Source organism: Streptomyces sp. BV286 (assembly GCF_019090165.1).
Taxonomy (GTDB): Bacteria; Actinomycetota; Actinomycetes; order Streptomycetales; family Streptomycetaceae; genus Streptomyces.
This window is the reverse complement of the sequence record NZ_JAHRIB010000210.1, coordinates 1-19153: the sequence shown is the minus strand read 5'-3', so window position 1 is coordinate 19153 and position 19153 is coordinate 1. Positions and strand designations below refer to the sequence as shown.

Below are 19153 nucleotides of genomic sequence, written 5' to 3'. Positions count from 1 at the left end.
GTGGCAGAAGTTTGAAAGCCACACCCCGACGCCCCTGGGTGGATGAACCATACGAAGGGCTCACCACGTCCCGCAGAACAACGTAGGGAGCTTTTTCAACGTCGCCACCGATCAGGTGACGGCTTCGGCTCCCCGGGCATCGAGTACTCGGCGAGGAGGCAGTCAGTTGAAAGCGTCGGTCATGCAGTCCATGCGGCAGTTGGCGGCCTCGTAGCGCTGGCGGAGGGCGGCTGCTGCCTCTTCGCGCTCCACGGAGAGGTGCCCGTAGTGCTGGCTCGCCACCCTGGTCACGTCCCCGACCGTGACGATGGCCGGCTCGCCGCGTGCGGCCCGGCGGCGCGCTTCGGCGATCGCCATGTCCGCAGAACGCAGCAGATTTCTGGAACGGTCCCGGCTCACGGCCGCCTGGGCCCGTTTCACCGAGAGAGGGCGCAGGACACGTCCCCGCCAGACGAAGCCAGCGGTGACAAGTACGAGACCGAGCGCTACGAACAGGAGTCCGCCGGGGTCGTGAGGCATCTTTCCAGTCTTCACCACTCGCGTGGTGATCGGCATGCCCGCGTCGGCGTGACGCTGCCGATCTTGCGGAGCGACTTGGTATCGGAGCCTGTGTCATGTCCCCCGAGTGGTAGCGCTGTGTATTGCGTCGGCGTCGTGCACTCTGGGGCGATGAACCTTCCACGCGGCGTCGTCGGAGGCGGGTCCGGCGGGCAAGCTGCGGCCACCCTGGGCATCGGTATGTGATGACCAACGATCCCGTAGTGGCCGCTGAGCAGGGAGTGCGAGGCCGCCCAGCAGACGGCTGTCGGGTGCACGATGCGCTCACCTCGGCCGCCGACGCAATTGCACTGCTGTGAGAGGTGGGGCAGAGAGAACTTGAGCACGATGGCATAGACCTTTCGCTACGGGGCACTTGACGGTCTGCTTGGCGCTGCCCGGCAGTGAGCGCAGCGTTAGATGCCATGGGTACAGCCAGTTCCCCGCGGTGCGGACAGCCGTTCTGCGGGACAGGCTCTGAGGGAGAGGTATCAGCATGATCTGCCCGGCGGAGAAGGAACTACGTGCGGTGCTGGCCCAGTTTGCTCAGGCGCGCATCGAACACGATGTGCGCCCCACCGGCCGCACCAGCCGGGCTCTCGAAGACTCCACGTACACGCTGTGCGTGATGACCGGAACCCGTACCGCCGAGCGGGCGCTGCCCGCAGCAGATGCTCTGCTTGAGCAGTACAAAGCGGGCCGTACGAGCCTTACTCGAGAAGACGAGACGCTGGCGGCGTAGGCTCGGCGCTGCCTGAGGCCCCGGCGCTGCTCCGCTCGCTGGATTGCGAGTTGGTCCAGGCCGAGACCGGCCGGTGCCAAATCGCGGTGCAGGTCGTGCTCGGCTTTGTCCACGTGGCCGAGTACGTCTGGAGCGGTGTCCGCGCGGGCGGGAGTGGCCAAGGCCACCGTCTACCGCCGCTGGTCCTCACACGGGGACCTGGTCGCCGACGCCCTGGAAAGCCTCATGCTCCCGGCAGTTGTCCGCGCCGAGGCGACGGCGGCCGGGACACTGCGCGAGGACCTCATCGCCACGCTGACCAACAGTTCCGCGTGTCTGCAGCCCCAGGGGCGTCGCTTCTCGGCCGTGCTGGCCGCCACCACCGCCTTCCATCCGCAGATCGCCGAGACCCTGCGTGAGCGGTTCATCGCCGGGCAGCGAGAGGGAATCGCCGCCTGCCTCCGCCGAGCGCAAGAGCGTGCCGAGATCACCGCGGAGAGGGTGGAGTGCCTGCTGGCGCCGGGCAGGGTGGAGATCGCCGCAGCCGCCGGCGTGATGGTCCTGCAGGAGGAACTGCTAGACGCCGTTCTCGACGTCGAGGGGATAGCTCGACCGGTGGACCAGGTGCTGCTGCCCCTCCTCAGCGGTACCCCCACCGGTTGATGCCCTACCGGCCGGTTTCTCGATGCCGCACCATGTCTGCTCGCCCCCTGTAGGCCAAGATCTATTTACGATGCACGGCCTGGGCGGCCTACGCGGTTGTGGCGATGCCTCCGTCGACGGGGATCACGGTGCCCGTTAGGTATGCGCCTGCCCGGCTGGCCATCGGGCAGAGTGAGCACGCCGACGCCCGTCGGCTCGACGGATGTGTCGGTGAGGTCGCCGTGAGCGAGCCGGTCCTGCTCCTTGCCGTAGCCACCGTAGAAGGCGACCCGCTCGCCGTGGACAGCCACTGCACGGGCACCCCGTACCCGGTTCGTCCACACCCTCACGGGCCGCTCGGGCCGGTCAGGGCGTATCTCGACGAGCGGGAAGTCGGTGTACGGGCACGCCCAGGCGACGGTTCCCGACACGTTCAGGGCGTAGCAATCGAAGAGACCGGGGATGGGGGCGCCGTCCGACGTCCAGGTGTGCCGGACTGTGGCGCTCCAGCGGTGGATTCCGTCCGGGTTCTCGTCGAAGTGCCCGACCCAGATGTGGCCGGCCTCATCCACGAGCAGATGCTCGATGGCGTCTCCGACAGAGAAGGACGAGGTCTCACGGCCGAGCGCGTCGAAGATCTGGACCTGGTCCGCGTCCTCGTAGCGGCGGGTACGAGACGCGGCGACGACGAACCCGCTGTCGGGCAGGCGGTCCAGGTACGGCCAGCGGGCCCGCACGGCGCTCAGCTCGGTGAGCTCCACGTTGCCGCCCGGTCGATGGAAACGACCAACGCGTCGAAGGGCAGAACATCACCGCGAGGCTGCGGCGCGCGTTCGGCAAGCAGCCAGTGGGCGGCGCCGAAGACGTCAACGGTACTGGTCACGACGTGGCGGTCATGGTGCGCTCGGGGGAGGCGGGCGTAGGGGACAAGGGCGGTCTTCTGCACGGGCGGGCTCTCCTTGGTGGGCGGTCACGGCCATCGGGCGCTGCGGTGTAGCCAGAGTCGATGTCGTTGCTACTTTCGGGCGGGAACTTGACCTTCAAGGGAGTTCTTCCGTCTTCTCTGGCCAGGTCCGTGACTGCCGGGGGCGGGCCCGAAAATCTCCATGAGAACTGGCAACGCTCTGAGCGTGAATACCGAGTCACGTCGTGGCTGTTGGTTCGCTACTGGCGGTTGATCGCCCGTGAGATGCCAGCAGCGACGGTCGTGGCCAGGATCCACCCGGCAGCGGTCAGCGCGTAGGCGAGCCATTGCCCAGTGCCTCGTGGTGCGAAAGCGACGTCCTGTCCGAAGGCGGTGATCGGGACGAGCAGGTCGAGCGTGTAGACGACGGCGTTGAATGGCGGCGCCTTCTCCACTTCGAGAGGTGCGGGAGGGTGGGCCCCGAAGAAGAGTGCGCCGCAGGCGAGCAGAGCGGTGAGCCAGAGGCCGGCGCGGAGTGGCCGGTAGCCGTAGCCGACGGTCGCGTCCTGGATGTAACCCCAGACGCGGGTATGCAGGGGGAGCATGGCCCGGCGATGGCGTTGCTTGGCGAGGAGCACCGTGCGCGCTTCGTCCTCGTGTCCGAGCCGTCTGTAGGCGCCTGCGAGCTGCTCGTACGGCTGAGGGAGGTAGGCGTCGGTGCTGCGCCGGAGCCAGCCAAGCCGTTCTGCGGCCGACAGGGGGGTGGCGAGGGCGTCGTAGGTGGTCTCGGTCAGCCGGAGGTCGGCGGGCCAGGTGCCGGGGGTGTCGTACAGGGAGCCCAGATGAGCGTTGTTCGCGTCGACGGTGCCGGCGATCGGCTGCTGGGTGCGCAGATCGGTTTCCCGGGCCTGAGCCAGCCGCAGGGACAGGGCGGTCCCGCCGGGATTCGCCAGCGTGGCATCACGGAAGCTGAGCTGCGTGCCGATGCTGCTGCCGTCGAGCCTGATGCCGCCGTTTACGCGGAGCCCCTGGCCGAGGTCGAAGTTGCGGGCGACGGTGACGTCAACGGCCTCCAGCGCTACGTCGCCGGCGTTGTTCAGCCGAGCCCCACAGAATCCGATCGCCGCCGCGACCGTGGCACCGGAGAGGATGATCCGCCCTTCGGCGCTGAAGCCCGGGTGAAAGGTGAAGTCCTCGGTGACCTGGACGTGGTAGGCGTCCAGGGCGTGGCCGTCGGGGTTGTGCAAGGAAGCACCCTCCAGGTCGAACTCGCCGGAGACGACGGCGCCGGAGCAGCGGAATGCTCCCCGGACCACCAGGTTGGTGCACAGAATGTCGCCGCCCGCGATGAGGCGGACAGCGGATATCGCCTCGGTCCCGGCTGCGGTGATCACTGTGTCCCGGAGGTCCAGGTCGCTGTGGATCTGGGTACGGGTGAGTACGAGGGGCCCGGTCAGGTGGCAGCGGGACAGCACCAGCCGGCCGTCGATCTGGGCTGTGTCAGCGGCGAGACCTGGCAGCACGCATCCGGTCAGGGCCAGCTCGCGGACTCTCGCGCCCCGGAGCAGAGGCACTTCGTCGAAGCGACATTCGTCCAGGACGACCGGCACGGGGATCTCGGCGAATTGCAGATCCAGCCTGCCCGTGATGCGGGCGCCGGTCAGGCACAGTGCCGGGCGGTCGCCCGGGGCGGGATCGCCACCGGCACCCAGTAGCAGCGTCGCAATGACCTCGGCCCGCACCGCGGGTTCCCCCGATTCCGGGGCGTCGCGGACGTCGACAGCGCCGCCTTGGGCGAAGGAGTTCCACAACTGGCGTTCACCAGCGTTGAGTTCGTCGAGACGCATGATCGACGATCTTTCCGGTTCGGGCCCGTCCACGACAAGTCCGGATGAACCCCGGCCCCGCAGACGAGGCAGCCATGAGCCTGCCGACGCCCGCCCACCAGCGTCCCTATACCGTGCAGGCAAGCACTCCGATAGGCCAGCCGTGAGATCCCGGGTGTTGCCAGAGCTCACAGACATCGCCCTGCGGCGAGACGAGGCGTTCTCGGCTCTGAGCGACAAGCGGTGTCGGATCCAGGGTTCTGGCTCACTTTCCGTGGAGGGCTGACTGACCGTAATGTCGACCTCCGATGACCAGCAGTGAGAGGCTGACGTGAGCCAGTACTACGACGTGGGCGACCGAACCCTGTGGAACCCGTCCAACGGGGCGTCCCGGCTGTTCATGAGCCAGGTCACCGTCTATCAAGCCGAAGTGGGGCTGCCATCCGGCATCGGCCCCATGGAAGCGGATGAGTGTCAGATCGACCCCATCGCCTTCGCAACGTTTGTCGACGCCCTGCTCACCTGGCATAGCAATACCAGGCACGCGGTCATGGCCACAATGTCCGAAGGGTTCGTTGCCACGGTGCTGGCCTTGGCTGAGATAGCGAACATCGAGGTGAGCTGGCAGGCGGCCAAGCGCGCCGAGAGGCACTATCTCAAGACGGCTTCGGATCCCCATGCGAAGGAGTGGACAGCCGCACTGCAGCAGAAGTCACGGGAGCTCGTCCGACACATGGCGTCCTGAGCCCCACCCGGCTTGCAGACAAGGCCATAGTCAGAGAGAACCGGGATTCGGCCTGCCTTAGGAGCCTGCAGCGTCCACTGTTGGATTCCTGTGATGAGTACCTCTTCGCCTCAACTTGGCAAGGCGCGCTGACCGGTGGGGGCAGCTACAGCCAGCGACAAGACCGACGACGGGACGACCTTGATCAACGGCGTCATCGCCCCTCAGTGGATCGATGACCTGACGAGGCTCCTCGCCAGGCTCGGCTGGCAGCACAGCCTCGAGCTCTCCGATGAGGACAACAACATCCTTGAAGAGCGTCACCACTGACCGGTCGCATCACGAGACCGCGGCCAGGGCCACTTTCGAAGCGTGTCATCACCGGGTCCGGCAGCATTGCACGTGCAGCGTCAGCGGCGGACGTGAGCAGGGATGGCTGCTGTTCGGGGTGGCGGGCCGCCTGGCCGGTCAGGCGTGAGAGAAGTCTGTCGTGCGGGAGCGGCTCGAGGGAAACTCCTCTGGCCGCAGAGGCGGGTTTAGGTACGCTTTCGCAGTCGGCCGTGTGTCGGCCTTCAGCGGGCATGGCCCGCGACGAACCAGGGGGATCAGATGACCACCGCGAACGAGTCACGCACGGCAACGTCCGTGCCCGCCCGCACGTCGGGCAAGCCCGCCGCCCTTTTCAGCGACGAGGCATCCGCCGTGATGAGGCCCGCGCCGCGCCCGACCCGGTTCATGACGCGGCCGCTGGACACCCTGACGTGGCAGGAGCCCCCCGCCCAGGAGGCGGAGGACGACCTGTAGCGGTGAGCTGTTCCTGCCGACGGCCCGATCGCCTCTCGCTCCTGCAGCGGTGGGATCTTGTACAGGTCGACCGTCACCTGGACGCGGTTCGGGCCCTGCGGCAGTGAACACCCGCAGAACCGTCACGCACTGCGCCGACGTGCCGAAACGCAGCTGCCTTCCGTGAGAATCCCGCCCGGATTCCCGATAAGACCGTGTCATACATGGTCAGTTGGCGGTTGTGCCGGGTATGAGGAGTTGACGGTGGGGATGGATCGTGCCGGACGGCTTGTGGGAGCTGGCGAGGCCGTTACTGTCGTCGGTGCGGGTGCGTCCGGAGGGCGGCGAGGTCGCGAACATCGATGATGAGGCGGTGTTTGCCGCGATCGTCTACGTCCTGGTCAGCGGCTGCGCATGGCGGGCGTTGCCACGTGCTTCGGAGCATCGACTCTAGGCCGACCTGAACGGGTCTCGGTCCGTTCCAAGAGCTTTCGTGACGGTCCGCGAGTCCCTTGGCAACAAGTACCTGGCAACGACGGGGTTTCCCGTGTTCCTCGGAGGCGTCGGGCTCAGGCCGAGCCAGTCGAGCCCGGGCTCGTTCCGGCGGGCCCGCCCACGACCGAAAGAAGGTCCACGACGAAGATCAGCGTCGAGCCTGCCGGGATCAAGGGAGACGGCGACTGCCTTCCGTAGCCGAGACGCGGGGGAACGATGATCTGGCGTCGGCCGCCGACCTTCATTCCCCTCACACCTCGGTCCCAGCCTTTGATGGCCCTGCCACCGCCCACGGCGAACTTGAATGGCCGGTCCTCCTCCCAGGAGGAGTCGAATTCTCTGCCGGATGCGAACGTCACACCCACATAGTGAACCCGGACGACCCGCCCCGGCTGTGCCTCGGCTCCATCCCCGATCACAAGGTCCCGGATCGTCAGCTCGGCTGGCGCACCACCCTCTGGAACCTCGATTCGGGGCTTCGTCAGTTCGCTCATCACGGTCCCATCGCTCGCCACCGGAATCCCTCGCACGGGCCGGCCGGACACATGGACCCTCCATGCGGCAGACGATCACGCTACCGGCAATGCCCACACGCCACCCCTGCCTGAACCTGACCAGCCCCTACCAGCGTTGCTCGCCTGCGCTGAACGGTTGGTCTGTTCCGTGGGCGAGGTCTACGTGGAGTCGGGTGTCCGGTGCCGGAGATTGTGTGGGCTGTACTGGCTGTTTGCTGCTGTGCAGGGAGCTACGTGGGGACAGACAGGCCGCCGTTGGCGGCAGCAGCACATCGGTAACCGTGGCGAACCAGAGTCACCCGCTGCGCCAGGACTCCAAGCGCTGCGCGATGGCACGCAGGTCGGCTTCCTGGGCGCGGACGGCCTGGGCGAGTTCGTACAGTTCGTCGTCCTTGGCCTGGAGAGGCTGGCCGGAGAGGTGCATGTACTGGCTGGCGCAGGCCCATCCGATGACGAGGTTGTAGTCGGTGAAGGGACGCAGCAGCAGTGCGGTGTGCAGGAAGGTCGCGGCCCGGGAAGCGGGCTCCTCGTAGTACAGGACGCCGCGCTCGCGCTCGAAGGTGTGCCGGTCGGCCATGAACCCCAGCGCGCCCCAGTCCGCGATGGGCACGTTCAGCGGGGAGATCGCCGACTGGATCTGCAGGACCCAGCCGACATCGACGCGGATGATCGAGCTCACCGCTGTCCCACAGGGAAGCGAGCCTCAATGCCGGGCAGTACCCGTGCCGCTTCCGCAACGGCACCTTCTACGAAGGCGAGCCTGTCAGCCTCCTCCACCGTCACATCATGCACGTGCTGCTTCAGACTCCGACCCGTCAGAGCCGCCCGTTCACGCAGCCGCGCCATCTCTTCTTCGCTGAATTCCACATTGAGTGCAGGCATAGACCCAAGGTACCCCGTCCGGTACCGGATGAGGTACCTGCCGTCGTCGAAGATCGCCGTGGAAGCGGTTTCCAGCGCCCCCTACGCCCTCTGCCCCACGCCCTGCACGCCCTGCACGCCCCGGGCCGCCGGGCTCGCACAGCCGTGACAGGCCCCTGACCTGTGAATCCCCTTCACTGTTGTAGAACGCCAGAAGCGTTCGAGTGGATCGGCGCCGGCGCGGGGCTGCGCCTGCTTCAGGCCGCACCGGGCGCGCTCCCCGAGTCCGTGCCCGCTGGCCCCTGACGGCGAAAGTCGCGCCGCCCTCGTCCTTCCGTCCGCCTCGGGTCCATGCCGTACGGAGGAACCTGCGATGGCCTGCGGCCAGCTCTGCTGGTGAGCCCGCTTGTGTGCGTCCGGGGGCTGGGCAATGGCTGCACGCCCGTACTCCTGACGTGAGGAGCTGGCGGGCCTCGTCACGGTTCATCGGGCGGCGTCGTTTGCCCGCGGCGTAGCGGCTGCCCGTATGGACCTCGATGGGTGGCGGCCGTCGCTGATGCCGAGTGCGACGAGCCACTCCGGCTCGGCGGGCCGTCTCGGCCGCCCGCATTCTTGCTCGGCTTCCCGCTGCTGGAGGGCGGCGATCATGTCGTCGATGCGCTGCAGCCACGTGGCATGCCAGACCTGCAGTGCGAACAATCGCGGCACCGGTGCCCGGTGCCCGGCGTCTGGGGGAGATGCTGCGGGTGCGCAGGCTGTCCCGCCTGGGCACCGACGTACGGGTCGGGATCGGCCCGACGGTCACGGTCGCTGCCACCGCCTCCGGCCAGATCACCGCCCCCGGAGGTGTGCTCGCCGTCGACCGCGACCAGGTCGTCAACTGGCTGGGTTCGCTGCCGGTGGAGTCCCTGCACGGCATCGGCCCGAAACAGGCTGCGGCACTGCGGGAGTACGGCGTGCACTGCGTCGATCCGCTCGCCGCCGTCCCGCCGTCCCGCCGTCCCGCCGGCCACCGTGCAGCGTCTGCTCGGCGGCAAAGCCGGACGGCTGGCCGCCTGCCGGGCCCGCGGCATCGACCCCCGCCCCGTCGTTCCACGCGCCCTGCCCGCGATACGGGTGCCCCGCGCAGGCCCAGAACGCCCCCGGGTGCGGCCCACCCAAGTCCTCGGCGACAAGGGCTACAGCTCCAGGGCTATTCGGACCTGGTTCAGGTGGCGAGGCATCGGCCACACCGTCCCCGAGCGGGCCGACCAGATCCGCAACCGGCATCGAGGCGGACGCCCGCCAGCCTTCGACAAACACCTCTACAAACGGCGCAACGTGGTCGAACGCTGCTTCAACCGTCTGAAGCAGTGGCGAGGCATCGCAACCCGCTACGACAAGACCGCCGAGTGCTACCAGGCAGCCGTCACCCTCGCGTCGCTGCTGACGTGGGCGTGACGTTGAAGACAACTCCTAGCGGGCGGCGCCGGTCGTGCTGAGGGCGATGGCCTGGTGCTCGTGGGCCTCCCCGTACTGCACCCCCACGTTTCTCGGGTGCTTCTCGAATCACCGGACGCGACCACTTGCCATCGAGTGATGACCATTCTATGGTCGTATGAACGTAAGGTATACGATCATACTTCAAAACTAGAGGAGCTCGTGATGGCGACAATTCGGCCGGTGGCACTCGTGACAGGTGCGTCCGCCGGTATCGGAAAGGCGGCCGCCCTTGCGCTCGTCACGGCGGGTTTCGAGACGGTGGGGACGAGCCGGAAGACGTCGGGAGCCGACCGCCGCGACGGCGTGACGTTCCTCGCCCTCGACGTGGGCAGCGACGATTCGGTCGCTGCTGCGGTCGAGGAGGTGATCGAGCGGTTCGGGCGGATCGACGTCCTGGTCAACAACGCGGGCATCGGCTCCTCGGGCGCCGCCGAGGAAAACTCTCTCGCGCAGGCCCAGCGTCTCTTCAACATCAACGTCTTCGGTGTGATGCGCATGACCAAGGCCGTTCTCCCGCACATGCGCGCCCAGGGGAGCGGGCGCATCATCAACATCTCGTCCGTCCTCGGGTTCCTCCCCGCGCCCTACATGGCCACCTACTCGGCGTCCAAGCACGCGCTCGAGGGGTACACCGAGTCCCTGGACCACGAGATCCGCGAACACGGGGTCCGGGCCCTTATCGTCCAGCCGGGCGGTACCAAATCCTCGTTCGAGGCGAACACCGTCGAGCCCGACCTGCCCATGCACATCTACGCGGAGCAGCGGCGGATCGCCGACCAGGTGGCGTCGGCGGTCAACGAGGACGGCGACGATCCCACCACCGTCGCGAAGACAATCGTCACGGCCGCCACCGACTCCAAGCCGAAGGCGCGGTACACGGCCGGCCGGAGCGCCCGGCTTCTCAGCGCGGCGCACCGCATCCTTCCCGCCGGGGTCTTCGACGGCCAGATCCGCAAGGCCAACAAACTTGCCGGCTGAGCCGAAGGGGCGGGGCTCTAGCCCTGCATCGAGTCACCGGACGCGACCACGCGCCATCGGCCAACGACCACCAGATAGCCGTATGAACGTAAGACGTGCGGACGTACTTCAAAACCAAGGGAGACCGTGATGGCGACAACCCAACCGGTGGCGCTCGTGACGGGTGCCTCATCGGGGATCGGCAAGGAGACGGCCCGCGCCTTCGCCGCGGCAGGCTTCGAGGTGATCGGAACCGCTCGCAACACCGCGCGGGTCACCGCACCCACCGGGGTGACCTACCTCGACCTCGACGTGACCAGCGACGAATCGGTCGCCTCCGTGGTCAAGAAGGTGATCGACCGGTTCGGGCACATCGACGTCCTCGTCAACAACGCCGGCGTCGGTGCCAACGGCGCCGCCGAGGAGTTCTCCGTCGCCCGGACGCAGGACGTCTTCGACGTCAACGTCTACGGCATCATGCGGATGACCAAGGCGGTTCTGCCGCACATGCGCACTCAGCGGCGCGGACGCGTCATCAACGTCTCCTCCCTCAGCGGGTTCGTCCCCAGCCCGTTCATGGCCATCTACACCTCGACCAAGCACGCGATCGAGGGCTATTCCGGGTCGCTGGACCACGAGGTCCGCGAGCACGGCGTCCGGATCCTGCTCGTCGAGCCCGGCCCGATCAACACTCCGTTCGGGGATCACAGCGTGCAGGGCGACACCCCCTTGCCGCTCTATGCGTCGGGACGGCGCACCTTCGACGAGGTGCTGGCGAAAAACACCAGCGGCGGCGACGATCCCGCAACCGTGGCCAAGGTGATCGTCGCGGCGGCCACCGACAAGAACCCGAAACTGCGGCGCACCGCCGGCTCGACGGCCGCCAGCATCAGCGTGCTCCACCGCGTCCTTCCGGCCCGGATCTTCGACCGCATCATCCGCAGGTTCAACCGGATGCCGAACTGAGGACGCGCGGGACGGGCGGTCGGCGGGAACCCCGCTTCAGACGCTGAACAGCGGCAGGCCACCGTCAGGCCGAGTGCGACGGCGCTCAAGGCGGTGGCGGTGCCTCGTTGGCGCAGGGATTCAGCGTCGCGGGGGTGACCGGCTCGAAGCCGGCGCTCTGGTAAGCGGCACAGGGAAACAGACGACGAGAAGCCGGCCGCCGCTGTCGACTCTTTGGAGTACGTTCGCAATATCATAGACTGGCGAAACAGGTGAAGGGCAGCCGGTCCTTCCGGCCCGCGAAGGAGTGTGTGCTGTGGTGCGGTACGGAAAAGAGCACAAGTCGGAGACGAGGCGGCGGATCATCGAGACTGCGGGCCGCCGGTTCAAGCAAGACGGTATCGACGGCTCCGGCGTCTCGACGCTCATGAAGGACGCAGGGCTGACCAACGGGGCCTTCTACGCGCACTTCGAATCCAAGGACGACCTCGTCGCCACGGCAATCGCCGACCAGTTGAAGGTACAGGCCGAGAGCGTCGTCGCGCAGGCTGCCCCTGGCCGAGCCGGACTGGAGCAGATCGTGCGCGCATACCTGTCGCCCCTGCACCGCGACAATCTTGGTGACGGCTGCCCCAACGCTGCTCTGCTCGACGAGATCGGGCGCTGCACCGACGCAACCAGGCAGGCGTACTCCGACGGCGTGCTGGTCCTCATCGACGGCATCGCCGCCCGCATGGCGCCCGAGGCCCCGTCCTCCGCACGCGTGAAAGCGCTCAGCCTCCTCGGCCTGATGGCCGGGACGCTGCAGCTTGCCCGTGCCTTGACCGATAGCCAACTCGCCCATGAACTCCTCGATCAGGGGGTAAGCAACGCCCTCGCCCTGCTCGACGCCGGGCAGCGCGTCTGACACACCGCACCCCCCGCGGGCTGTGACTATGGGAGGGTGCAGCCCGATGCCGTCAGGCTTTCTCCAGTTGGCACTCGATCATCTGCCGGGCCCGTGCGGGTGCCAACGCCGAGGGCGCACGGCTCGGAGCCCTCAGCGCGATCCAGGTCGCCGACCGGTTCCGCCTATGGCAGGGCATCGGCCGGGCCGTGGAAACCTGCGTCGCCTCCCACCGCGAGTGCCTGAATGCACCAACGCCGTCTACACGAGGGGATGTTGAGGCGTCGAACGCCGACTTGGCGCGCGTCGGACCGGCGTTTGACGGCCGACGGGCCCAGCGCAAGAAGGCCGCACACGCCCTGGTCCACGAACTGCTCGCACCGCGAGCCTCTCATCGGGAACACCGACCGAGAGGACCGTGAGTGTCCACTACAGTGGCGCGTAGGCCGTGACTGGCGCTGAGGTGGAGCACCACCGGGGAGCGGTCTGACGAGACGTCGATGCCGTGCGCCTGGGCGAGTGGTCAGCAACGCCTGGAGAGCCACGATGTCCCATACGGCACAGCTCATGGACGGCACCAGCCTCGCCAAACGCCTCGTCGAAGAGACCGCTGCCAAGGCGGCGGAAATGGCCCGCCGCACGGGAACCAGTCCCTGCCTGGCAACGGTGTTGGTGGGCGAGGACCCCGCATCCGTCACCTATGTCCGCATGAAACGGGCGCGGTGCGCAAAGGCCGGTATCCAGTCCCGACACATCGCTCTGCCCGCCACCACCACGACCGCCGAGCTCATCGACACACTCGCCGAGCTGTCCGACGATCCGGACGTGCACGGCATCCTGCTCCAACATCCGTGCGGCCCGCATATCGACGAGCGGGCGGCATTCGAGGCCATTGCCCCGGAGAAGGATGTCGACGGGGTCACGATGCGTTCCTTCGCTGCGATGAGCTTCGCGCTTCCAGGCTTCGCCTCGTGCACTCCGGGCGGGATCATGCGACTGCTGGAGGAGTACAACGTCGACCTCGCAGGCAAGCACGCCGTCGTAGTGGGGCGCAGCGCGATCCTCGGCAAGCCGGTGGGGATGCTGCTGCTCGCCAGGGACGCAACACTGACCTACTGCCACTCCCGTACGACGGACCTGTCGGAGATCGTCCGGGAAGCGGATGTTTTGGTCGCGGCTGTGGGACAGCCCCGGCTGATCCGTGGTGAGGACATCAAACCCGGCGCGGTGGTGATCGACGCCGGTTACAACCCCGGCAACGTCGGTGACGTCGACTTCGACACCGCCCTCACCCGCGCTCGTCTGATTACTCCGGTGCCCGGCGGCGTCGGGCCGATGACCATCGCCGTCCTGCTTGCACAGACCGTCGCAGCCGCCGCGAACCAGCTCGTACTCCAGCACCCCTGAGCCCTGGACCCGCGGCCCGTCCACTGGCCCAACGGCAATTCTTTGGAAACGGACTCTGTGCGAGCTGTTCGACAAGATGAGGCTGCTCCCGTGACGCTCCGCCACCGCTCCCCAAGATCTGTGCCAGAGCCCAGCATTCACGGTCAAAGCCAAGGGTGAGATAGGGCCGGGCGGCCATGGCTCCGATGCAGTGCTCGCGGCCGTAGTTGAACTTGCTGAGGTGCTGGACCGGCGTCTGCACCACCTGTTGTTAGTCCCGGTCCGGCCGGCCCTCAGCCTCCGGACAGGCTTGTCGGAGTCCTATCGGTCCGGGTGACCGCCGCGGCGCAGTGCGCGGGTGCACCAGCTGATGATCGCGGCGTTGACCGCTGCCCCGACAGCGATGGCGGTGAAGAACACGACGCTGTTGGCCGGCAACATGAGGAATGCGAAGCTGGCGGGAGCGGTGGCAAGGAACGGGATGACGCCGGCCATGGACGCGTCCGTGGTTTCTCTGGCGCTCACCACCAGTGCCCACACGAGCAGGGAGGCGCAGACGCCGAGGTAGACGAGGGCGGCGACGCCGACGTGGTCGAGCAGCCGGCGGGGGAGGGGTCGGCCGGAATCGGTATCGGTGCCGGTCATGGGGTTGGACTCCGTGGTTGCGTATGGACGGTCGGTCGCGGTGGTCAGAGGTGGGTGCCGGGCGGGTTCGGGCGGGCGAGGCCGAGGTCGTACGCGAGGATCGTCGCCTGTACGCGGTCGCGCAGGCCGAGCTTGCGGAGCAGCGCGTTCACGTGGGACTTCACGGTGCCTACGGTGATGCCGAGTTGCTCGGCGATCTCCGTGTTGGTGAGTCCGGCCGCGATCAGGGTGAGGACGCCCCGCTGGCTGCTGGTCAGGCTGTCCAGTTCGGGGGCGCTCCCGGCCGGGGCCGCGGCGGGTGGTCCGGACGCGTAGTGGCTGATGAGGCGGCGGGTCGCGGACGGCGCGAGTACGCTCTCGCCGGCCGCCACCTCGCGGATGCCCTGCAGTAGTTGGGAGGGGTGCACGTCCTTGAGGAGGAAGCCCGAGGCGCCGGCGCGCAGAGCGTCGAAGACGTACGCGTCGAGGTCGAAGGTGGTGAGGACGAGGACCCGGGGCGCGCTTTGGCGTCCGGTGATGATGCGGGTGGCGGCGATGCCGTCGAGCACAGGCATGCGTACGTCCATGACGACCACGTCGGGAGCCAGTTCTTCGGCGAGGCGCACCGCGACGGCGCCGTCGGCGGCCTCGCCGACGACCGTCATGTCCTCCTCGGCGTCGATCACGGCGGCGAAGCCCGCCCGTACGATGCCCTGGTCGTCGACGACCAGCACGTTGAGGCTCATTGATGTCTCTCCTCGTTGTCCGGTGCGACGGTGAGTGGCAGCCGGAGGCTGACCGTCCCCTGCGGTCCGGTGGTCAGGGTGCCGCCGAGCGTCACGACCCGCGTGGTCAGCCGCTGGCGCACGGCGGAGTCGGCGGCGCGGGGCACCCCGGTGGCCGTGAGCGTCAACATAGCGCCGTCCGAGTCGAATTCGAGCATCGCAGGCTCTTCGCCGCCGGCCGTGAGTACCGTCTCGGCGGCGTGGTAGGCGGCCAGGTCGACGGCGGTGGGCAGCCGTTCCGGTACGCGGTCGGTCAGCCGTATCTCGATGTCGCGGCCGGTGGCCCGGAGTTGGTGGGCGAGCAGGTCGAGCGCCTGGAGGGTGGGCTGCGGCCGTAGTTCGTGCCCTGTTTCGCCCTCCCGGACGGTGTCGAGCAGGGCGCGCATCGCGGCCAGGGCCTCGCGGGCGCGGCTCGCTGTCGCGTCGAGTCGGCCTGCCTCTGCCTCGGTGACCATGTCGGCGGTGCGGGCCAGAACCGTGGTTTCGAGGCCGGCGGCGATGCGGCGGCGCTCGGTCCAGGCGTCGCGGACGGCCTCCTCGGTCCAAGCGGCGAGCCGTTCGTCGTGGGCGCGGAGGTCGGCTTGCCGGCGCCGGGTGCGCAGGCGTCTGGTCAGGTGAGCCGCGGTGCCTGCGAGGGCTGCGCCGACCGTGGTTGCGGCGATGACCATCCAGAGGGGAACAGCCGTCCCTCGGTCCAGAACCGCGATGGTGGCGGTCGCGGCGTGCACCAGCACTGTGAGCAGAACGGTCGTGACGTGGCCGCCGGCCGGTGGAGGCTGGTCGCTCCCCGGCCCATGGGGGACCACTCTCTGGGCGAAGCCGCCTTTCGATACGGCTTCCCGCCCCTTTCGTGGCGTCGCGGTTCGGGTCGGTTCCATCGCGAGGGCCGCGCACGTGGCGAACAGGCTCAGCGCGGGCGGGAGGAGGACAGGCCCGCTGTAGTTGCCCGCCTCCATCGCCACCGGCCACAACAGCGCCAGCCCCAGCAGCATCCCGAACGCCGTCCGGGGCGCTTTCCGTAGCCACAGCAGGGCCACCGCCTGGCCCGTCGCCAGCAGGGCGAAGAAGGCGCCCGCGGATACCTGTGACGCGCTCGACGTGTCCTCGGCCCTGACGGCCAGCGCGGGGAGCAGCGGCTGCAGGACCAGGCCCGCCGCCACCACTACCTGCGCCACGCGGTAGGCCCTCGGTGCCGATGGCTCCACCGCCGTGGTCGTCCGGCCCGGCAGTTCCGCCCGTACCTCCCAACCGCCCTCCGCCGTCGGGCCGCTGTGCACCGTGCCGCCCGCCTCCCGTGCCCGGGAGCGCAGGAAGCCCTGCCCGCGGCCGCCGCCGAGACCCGCACCGTGCGCCACCGCACCGGCAGGCGGGGGCGTGCTCGTCACCACGACGTCGGTGCGGGTGTCGCCGTACCGGCACAGCACCCTCGTATGCGCACCGGGGGCATACCGTGCCACGTTGGTCAGCGCCTCGCGCACGATGCCGTACGCCGCCTCCGCGACGGCGCCGTCCGGCAGGGAGTCGATCTCGCAGTCCACCTCCTGGTCCAGGCGACGGAACCCGGCGACGAGGTCGAGCAGCCGTTCCTCCGGTGGCGGCACATCCCCGCGGGAGGGCGCCGGCGCTCGTACCGCACCGAGCGCGCGGGTCACCTCGCGGCCGGTCCCGACCGCGAACTCCAGTGCCTGATCGGCCAGTTCGGGACGGCGCTCGCGCAACCCGAGGGCCGCACCCGCCGTGACCACCACAGCCGTCAGATGGTGGGCGCTGACGTCGTGCAACTCCCGTTCCATACGGCGCCGTTCAACCGCCGGCAGCCGATGGCGCTCGGATTCGGCCCGCTGCAGCCTGCGCTCGGCATTTCGCCGGGCGCGACGGGTCCGCCGTACGAGCAGGCCGGCGCCGCACACGGCGGCGTACAGCACAGCGGTCAGGACGAGGTCGAGCCCGTCGCGGTCGTTGAGCCCGTGCAGCCTGTTGCCCAGTAGGAGTTGGTAGACGGCAAGCGCCACCACGCACAGCACGGCGGTGAAGGTGTCGCGTTCGCTCGCCACGCTGAACAGAGCCAGCGCGACACCCGCGGTCCCCAGCACCGCCATTGCCTCCGCGGGCAGCGGCCCGGTACCCAGCATGCAGGCGGCGGCGACCACGACGAGGGCGGCCACCGGGCGAGTTCGGCGCAGAGCGAGCGCGGCCGTCACCACTGTGGCGACCAGGGCCGACACGAGAAGGGAGGCCAGGGTGGGGGCCGGGACGGCCCCGCGCACCAGTGGCGCCCCGGGCCACACCACGGCCTGGACGCAGATCAGCAGGACCGGGAACAGCCGGTCGTCGGTTCGATTCATAGCGGATCAAGGCTATGACCCCAGGTGGGCGGCCCGACTCCGGCTGGAGGGGGATTCCGGTCTCTTACCTGGGTTGCAGAGTCTCTACCTGTGGTTCGACGCGCCAATCGTCCCGCAGCGCGAGGACGGCGCCATGCTCCCGGCCCTAGTGTCGATCACATCGAGAACGCGGTCGGCCACCGCTGCTACGACCACTTCCAAGACCGGCTCCACCAGCGGCTCTTCCGCGATCGTCCGCATATCCGGCCCGACATTCCAGACTCCAACGAATTCAAGGGGATCTCCCATGTCCAAGCGCATTCTCCTCTCGTCGCTCATCGGTGCCGTCGCCCTCGGCGGAGTGGCCGCCGGCGGCCTCGCCCTGGCCTCGGCACCCACGGAGCCGACCCTGGAGCACGGCTCGGCTCGCTACACGGCTCCGTCCGACGGCAGCGAGGGCTCGCTCGTCTACACCGTGGACGTGAGCGACGACTCGGGCATCAGGGGCCTCAAGGTCGTCGTCTGGCCCGCGAGTTCGAAGCTCGACCCGACCGAGGCGCAACTTCGCGAGGTGGAAAGCGCCAAGTGCCGGAGCACCTCGGACGAGACCAGCCGCTGCACCTACACACTGAAGGTCACGAAGCGGGAGGCGGCCGACCTGGCCAAGGGCACCTGGTACGTCTCGGCACTGGCGACGGCCAAGGACGGGGACACGACGTCCGTTCCCCGCGCCGCCACGTTCGACGTCACACGCTGACACGCCGGCCGAACGCCCCGGGGCGGACCTCGTCGATGTGGCGGTGCGCGGTGAAGAGCCGGCGGCGACACGATCAGTGAGCGTCCAGCCGGGGCGGGGGCGCAGTGGGCGCTGCCGTGAGGGCCGCTTCTTCGCGGGGCTGGGTGAGGTGCGGACAGGGTGGTCGGCTCGGCTTTCAGGCGCCGGTAGCCGACGGTGCCGCCGATGAAGGCGGGGATGGCGGGGATGGCGGGGATGGCGGCCCAGCCTGTCAGGGACAACGGCCACGCCATCCATTGTGGTTCGGCCTTGGCGGGTGAGGTGATGCCGGTCAGGACCTCGTACGCGGCTGCCCGGCCGAGATGCACACCGTGCAAGGCGAAGAGGAGTCCCCATCCCGGCGAGTGGAGTTTCGCCGGACGGAGTCTCTTTGGTCGGTTGTCTGTCGCCCGCCACCTGGACAGGGGGCGGGCGGCGCTGTTGTCGACGGGCGCTGTGGAGGCGTTTGTCGTGGGGTCAGCTGTAGGGGACGGCGTCGGCGGGGTCGGCGTGCCAGTTGGTGGCGAGGGGGCGGTCGACCTGGACGGTGTGGGGGAGGTTGAGGGTGACGAAGTTGTCCACGTCACCTGCGACGGAGAGGTGGAGCTTGTCGAACAGCCTGCCGTTGTCGTTGTTGGTGGACTTGGGGTTGATGCCGGCGTAGGCGGCGGTGGAGCCGGAGAGGACGACGTCGTCGCTGACGCTGTGTTCGGCGGGCCGCAGCTCTGTGTCTGCGGCGGAGCCGAAGGACGCGGAGGGGAAGACGCCCTGCAGGGAGCAGGTGATGCCGGACTTGGCCTTGGCGGTGACGAGGAGGTAGCCGCCCGCCTGTGTCTTCGAGGTGATCTTGAAGGTCAGGTCGTTGGTGGCACAGGCCCGCGTGGCGGTGTTTGCGCTGTCGGCGGTGGCGGCCGGGGTTGCGGTGGCGGCCAGGGCGGCCGCGGCGGCCACGGCCAGGGCGAGGCGGGTGGAGCGGGCGGC

24 protein-coding genes and 1 riboswitch are annotated in these 19153 nt (G+C 68.6%); of the genes, 12 read left to right on the top strand and 12 right to left on the bottom strand.

Features of this window, described 5'->3' with window-relative positions:
• Positions 1–162: 162 nt before the first annotated feature.
• Entirely contained in the window at positions 163–519 is a 357-nt protein-coding gene (locus KUF83_RS39760; RefSeq protein WP_217459984.1) for a hypothetical protein, read from the bottom strand.
• Between the two features lie 514 nt (positions 520–1033).
• Between KUF83_RS39760 and KUF83_RS39755 the strand changes: the two genes are divergently transcribed.
• On the top strand, positions 1034–1279 hold the full coding sequence (locus KUF83_RS39755; protein WP_217459983.1) for a DUF5133 domain-containing protein: 246 nt from the start codon (positions 1034–1036) through the stop codon (positions 1277–1279).
• 135 nt (positions 1280–1414) lie between these two features.
• Entirely contained in the window at positions 1415–1921 is a 507-nt protein-coding gene (locus KUF83_RS39750; protein ID WP_217459982.1) for a TetR-like C-terminal domain-containing protein, read from the top strand.
• 65 nt (positions 1922–1986) lie between these two features.
• Here KUF83_RS39750 and KUF83_RS39745 read toward each other — a convergent pair whose 3' ends face one another.
• The 3 genes from KUF83_RS39745 to KUF83_RS39740 form a co-directional block, all read right to left on the bottom strand.
• Positions 1987–2661, bottom strand: a complete 675-nt coding sequence (locus KUF83_RS39745; RefSeq protein WP_254645071.1) for a hypothetical protein — start codon at positions 2659–2661, stop codon at positions 1987–1989.
• On the bottom strand, positions 2643–2846 hold the full coding sequence (locus KUF83_RS42445; RefSeq protein ID WP_254645070.1) for a hypothetical protein: 204 nt from the start codon (positions 2844–2846) through the stop codon (positions 2643–2645). Before KUF83_RS42445 ends, KUF83_RS39745 begins: the two co-directional genes overlap by 19 nt.
• Before the next feature lie 218 nt (positions 2847–3064).
• Positions 3065–4651: an oxidoreductase gene (locus tag KUF83_RS39740; RefSeq protein ID WP_217459981.1), complete on the bottom strand. Its 1587-nt coding sequence runs from the start codon at positions 4649–4651 to the stop codon at positions 3065–3067.
• Between the two features lie 310 nt (positions 4652–4961).
• On the opposite strand from KUF83_RS39740, the gene KUF83_RS39735 reads away from it, so the two are divergent.
• From KUF83_RS39735 to KUF83_RS39720, 4 genes are all read left to right on the top strand, one after another.
• Positions 4962–5375 (top strand): DUF6086 family protein, encoded by a 414-nt coding sequence (locus tag KUF83_RS39735; RefSeq protein ID WP_308403378.1) that lies wholly within the window; start codon positions 4962–4964, stop codon positions 5373–5375.
• A 135-nt stretch (positions 5376–5510) separates the two neighbouring features.
• Positions 5511–5684 (top strand): hypothetical protein, encoded by a 174-nt coding sequence (locus KUF83_RS39730; protein ID WP_217459980.1) that lies wholly within the window; start codon positions 5511–5513, stop codon positions 5682–5684.
• Positions 5685–5963: 279 nt separating this feature from the next.
• Positions 5964–6158: a hypothetical protein gene (locus KUF83_RS39725; protein WP_217459979.1), complete on the top strand. Its 195-nt coding sequence runs from the start codon at positions 5964–5966 to the stop codon at positions 6156–6158.
• Between the two features lie 256 nt (positions 6159–6414).
• Positions 6415–6591, top strand: a complete 177-nt coding sequence (locus tag KUF83_RS39720) for a transposase (RefSeq protein ID WP_217459978.1) — start codon at positions 6415–6417, stop codon at positions 6589–6591.
• Positions 6592–6706: 115 nt separating this feature from the next.
• Here KUF83_RS39720 and KUF83_RS39715 read toward each other — a convergent pair whose 3' ends face one another.
• The 4 genes from KUF83_RS39715 to KUF83_RS42440 all read right to left on the bottom strand — a co-directional run bounded on the left by KUF83_RS39715 (position 6707) and on the right by KUF83_RS42440 (position 8618).
• A complete protein-coding gene (locus tag KUF83_RS39715) occupies positions 6707–7126 on the bottom strand; it encodes an FKBP-type peptidyl-prolyl cis-trans isomerase (protein ID WP_302828608.1) in 420 nt (139 codons plus the stop codon).
• Positions 7127–7442: 316 nt separating this feature from the next.
• Positions 7443–7826 (bottom strand): hypothetical protein, encoded by a 384-nt coding sequence (locus tag KUF83_RS39710; RefSeq protein WP_217459977.1) that lies wholly within the window; start codon positions 7824–7826, stop codon positions 7443–7445.
• Positions 7823–8029: a hypothetical protein gene (locus KUF83_RS39705; protein WP_217459976.1), complete on the bottom strand. Its 207-nt coding sequence runs from the start codon at positions 8027–8029 to the stop codon at positions 7823–7825. The genes KUF83_RS39710 and KUF83_RS39705 overlap by 4 nt, the downstream gene beginning before the upstream one ends.
• Positions 7977–8618: a DUF6233 domain-containing protein gene (locus KUF83_RS42440; RefSeq protein ID WP_254645069.1), complete on the bottom strand. Its 642-nt coding sequence runs from the start codon at positions 8616–8618 to the stop codon at positions 7977–7979. Before KUF83_RS42440 ends, KUF83_RS39705 begins: the two co-directional genes overlap by 53 nt.
• Before the next feature lie 404 nt (positions 8619–9022).
• Here KUF83_RS42440 and KUF83_RS42435 point away from each other — a divergent pair, with 404 nt between their 5' ends.
• The 5 genes from KUF83_RS42435 (at position 9023) to KUF83_RS39675 (ending at position 13685) form a co-directional block, all read left to right on the top strand.
• A complete protein-coding gene (locus KUF83_RS42435) occupies positions 9023–9448 on the top strand; it encodes a transposase (protein ID WP_374106250.1) in 426 nt (141 codons plus the stop codon).
• A gap of 204 nt (positions 9449–9652) precedes the next feature.
• The gene (locus tag KUF83_RS39690; protein WP_217459975.1) at positions 9653–10468 is read left to right on the top strand and encodes an oxidoreductase; all 816 of its coding nucleotides are present in this window, start codon (positions 9653–9655) and stop codon (positions 10466–10468) included.
• A 129-nt stretch (positions 10469–10597) separates the two neighbouring features.
• On the top strand, positions 10598–11413 hold the full coding sequence (locus KUF83_RS39685; RefSeq protein WP_217459974.1) for an oxidoreductase: 816 nt from the start codon (positions 10598–10600) through the stop codon (positions 11411–11413).
• 295 nt (positions 11414–11708) lie between these two features.
• Positions 11709–12299: a TetR/AcrR family transcriptional regulator gene (locus KUF83_RS39680; RefSeq protein ID WP_217459973.1), complete on the top strand. Its 591-nt coding sequence runs from the start codon at positions 11709–11711 to the stop codon at positions 12297–12299.
• Positions 12300–12716: 417 nt separating this feature from the next.
• A riboswitch (ZMP/ZTP riboswitch) is annotated at positions 12717–12802 on the top strand.
• Between the two features lie 43 nt (positions 12803–12845).
• Positions 12846–13685 (top strand): bifunctional 5,10-methylenetetrahydrofolate dehydrogenase/5,10-methenyltetrahydrofolate cyclohydrolase, encoded by an 840-nt coding sequence (locus KUF83_RS39675; RefSeq protein WP_302828607.1) that lies wholly within the window; start codon positions 12846–12848, stop codon positions 13683–13685.
• 300 nt (positions 13686–13985) lie between these two features.
• Here the strand turns inward: KUF83_RS39675 and KUF83_RS39670 are convergent, their stop codons facing one another.
• From KUF83_RS39670 to KUF83_RS39660, 3 genes are read right to left on the bottom strand one after another with little or no spacing between them, the layout of a single operon-like run.
• Positions 13986–14309: an SCO4225 family membrane protein gene (locus KUF83_RS39670; protein ID WP_217459971.1), complete on the bottom strand. Its 324-nt coding sequence runs from the start codon at positions 14307–14309 to the stop codon at positions 13986–13988.
• A gap of 44 nt (positions 14310–14353) precedes the next feature.
• The gene (locus KUF83_RS39665) at positions 14354–15034 is read right to left on the bottom strand and encodes a response regulator transcription factor (RefSeq protein ID WP_217459970.1); all 681 of its coding nucleotides are present in this window, start codon (positions 15032–15034) and stop codon (positions 14354–14356) included.
• Positions 15031–17418 carry a histidine kinase gene (locus KUF83_RS39660; protein WP_217459969.1) on the bottom strand — a complete coding sequence of 796 codons (2388 nt, stop codon included), beginning with the start codon at positions 17416–17418 and terminating at the stop codon, positions 15031–15033. Before KUF83_RS39660 ends, KUF83_RS39665 begins: the two co-directional genes overlap by 4 nt.
• Before the next feature lie 286 nt (positions 17419–17704).
• On the opposite strand from KUF83_RS39660, the gene KUF83_RS39655 reads away from it, so the two are divergent.
• Entirely contained in the window at positions 17705–18154 is a 450-nt protein-coding gene (locus tag KUF83_RS39655; protein ID WP_217459968.1) for a DUF5707 domain-containing protein, read from the top strand.
• Positions 18155–18649: 495 nt separating this feature from the next.
• Here KUF83_RS39655 and KUF83_RS39650 read toward each other — a convergent pair.
• On the bottom strand, positions 18650–19153 hold a 504-nt coding region (locus tag KUF83_RS39650; RefSeq protein ID WP_217457938.1), incomplete at its 5' end, for a DUF4232 domain-containing protein.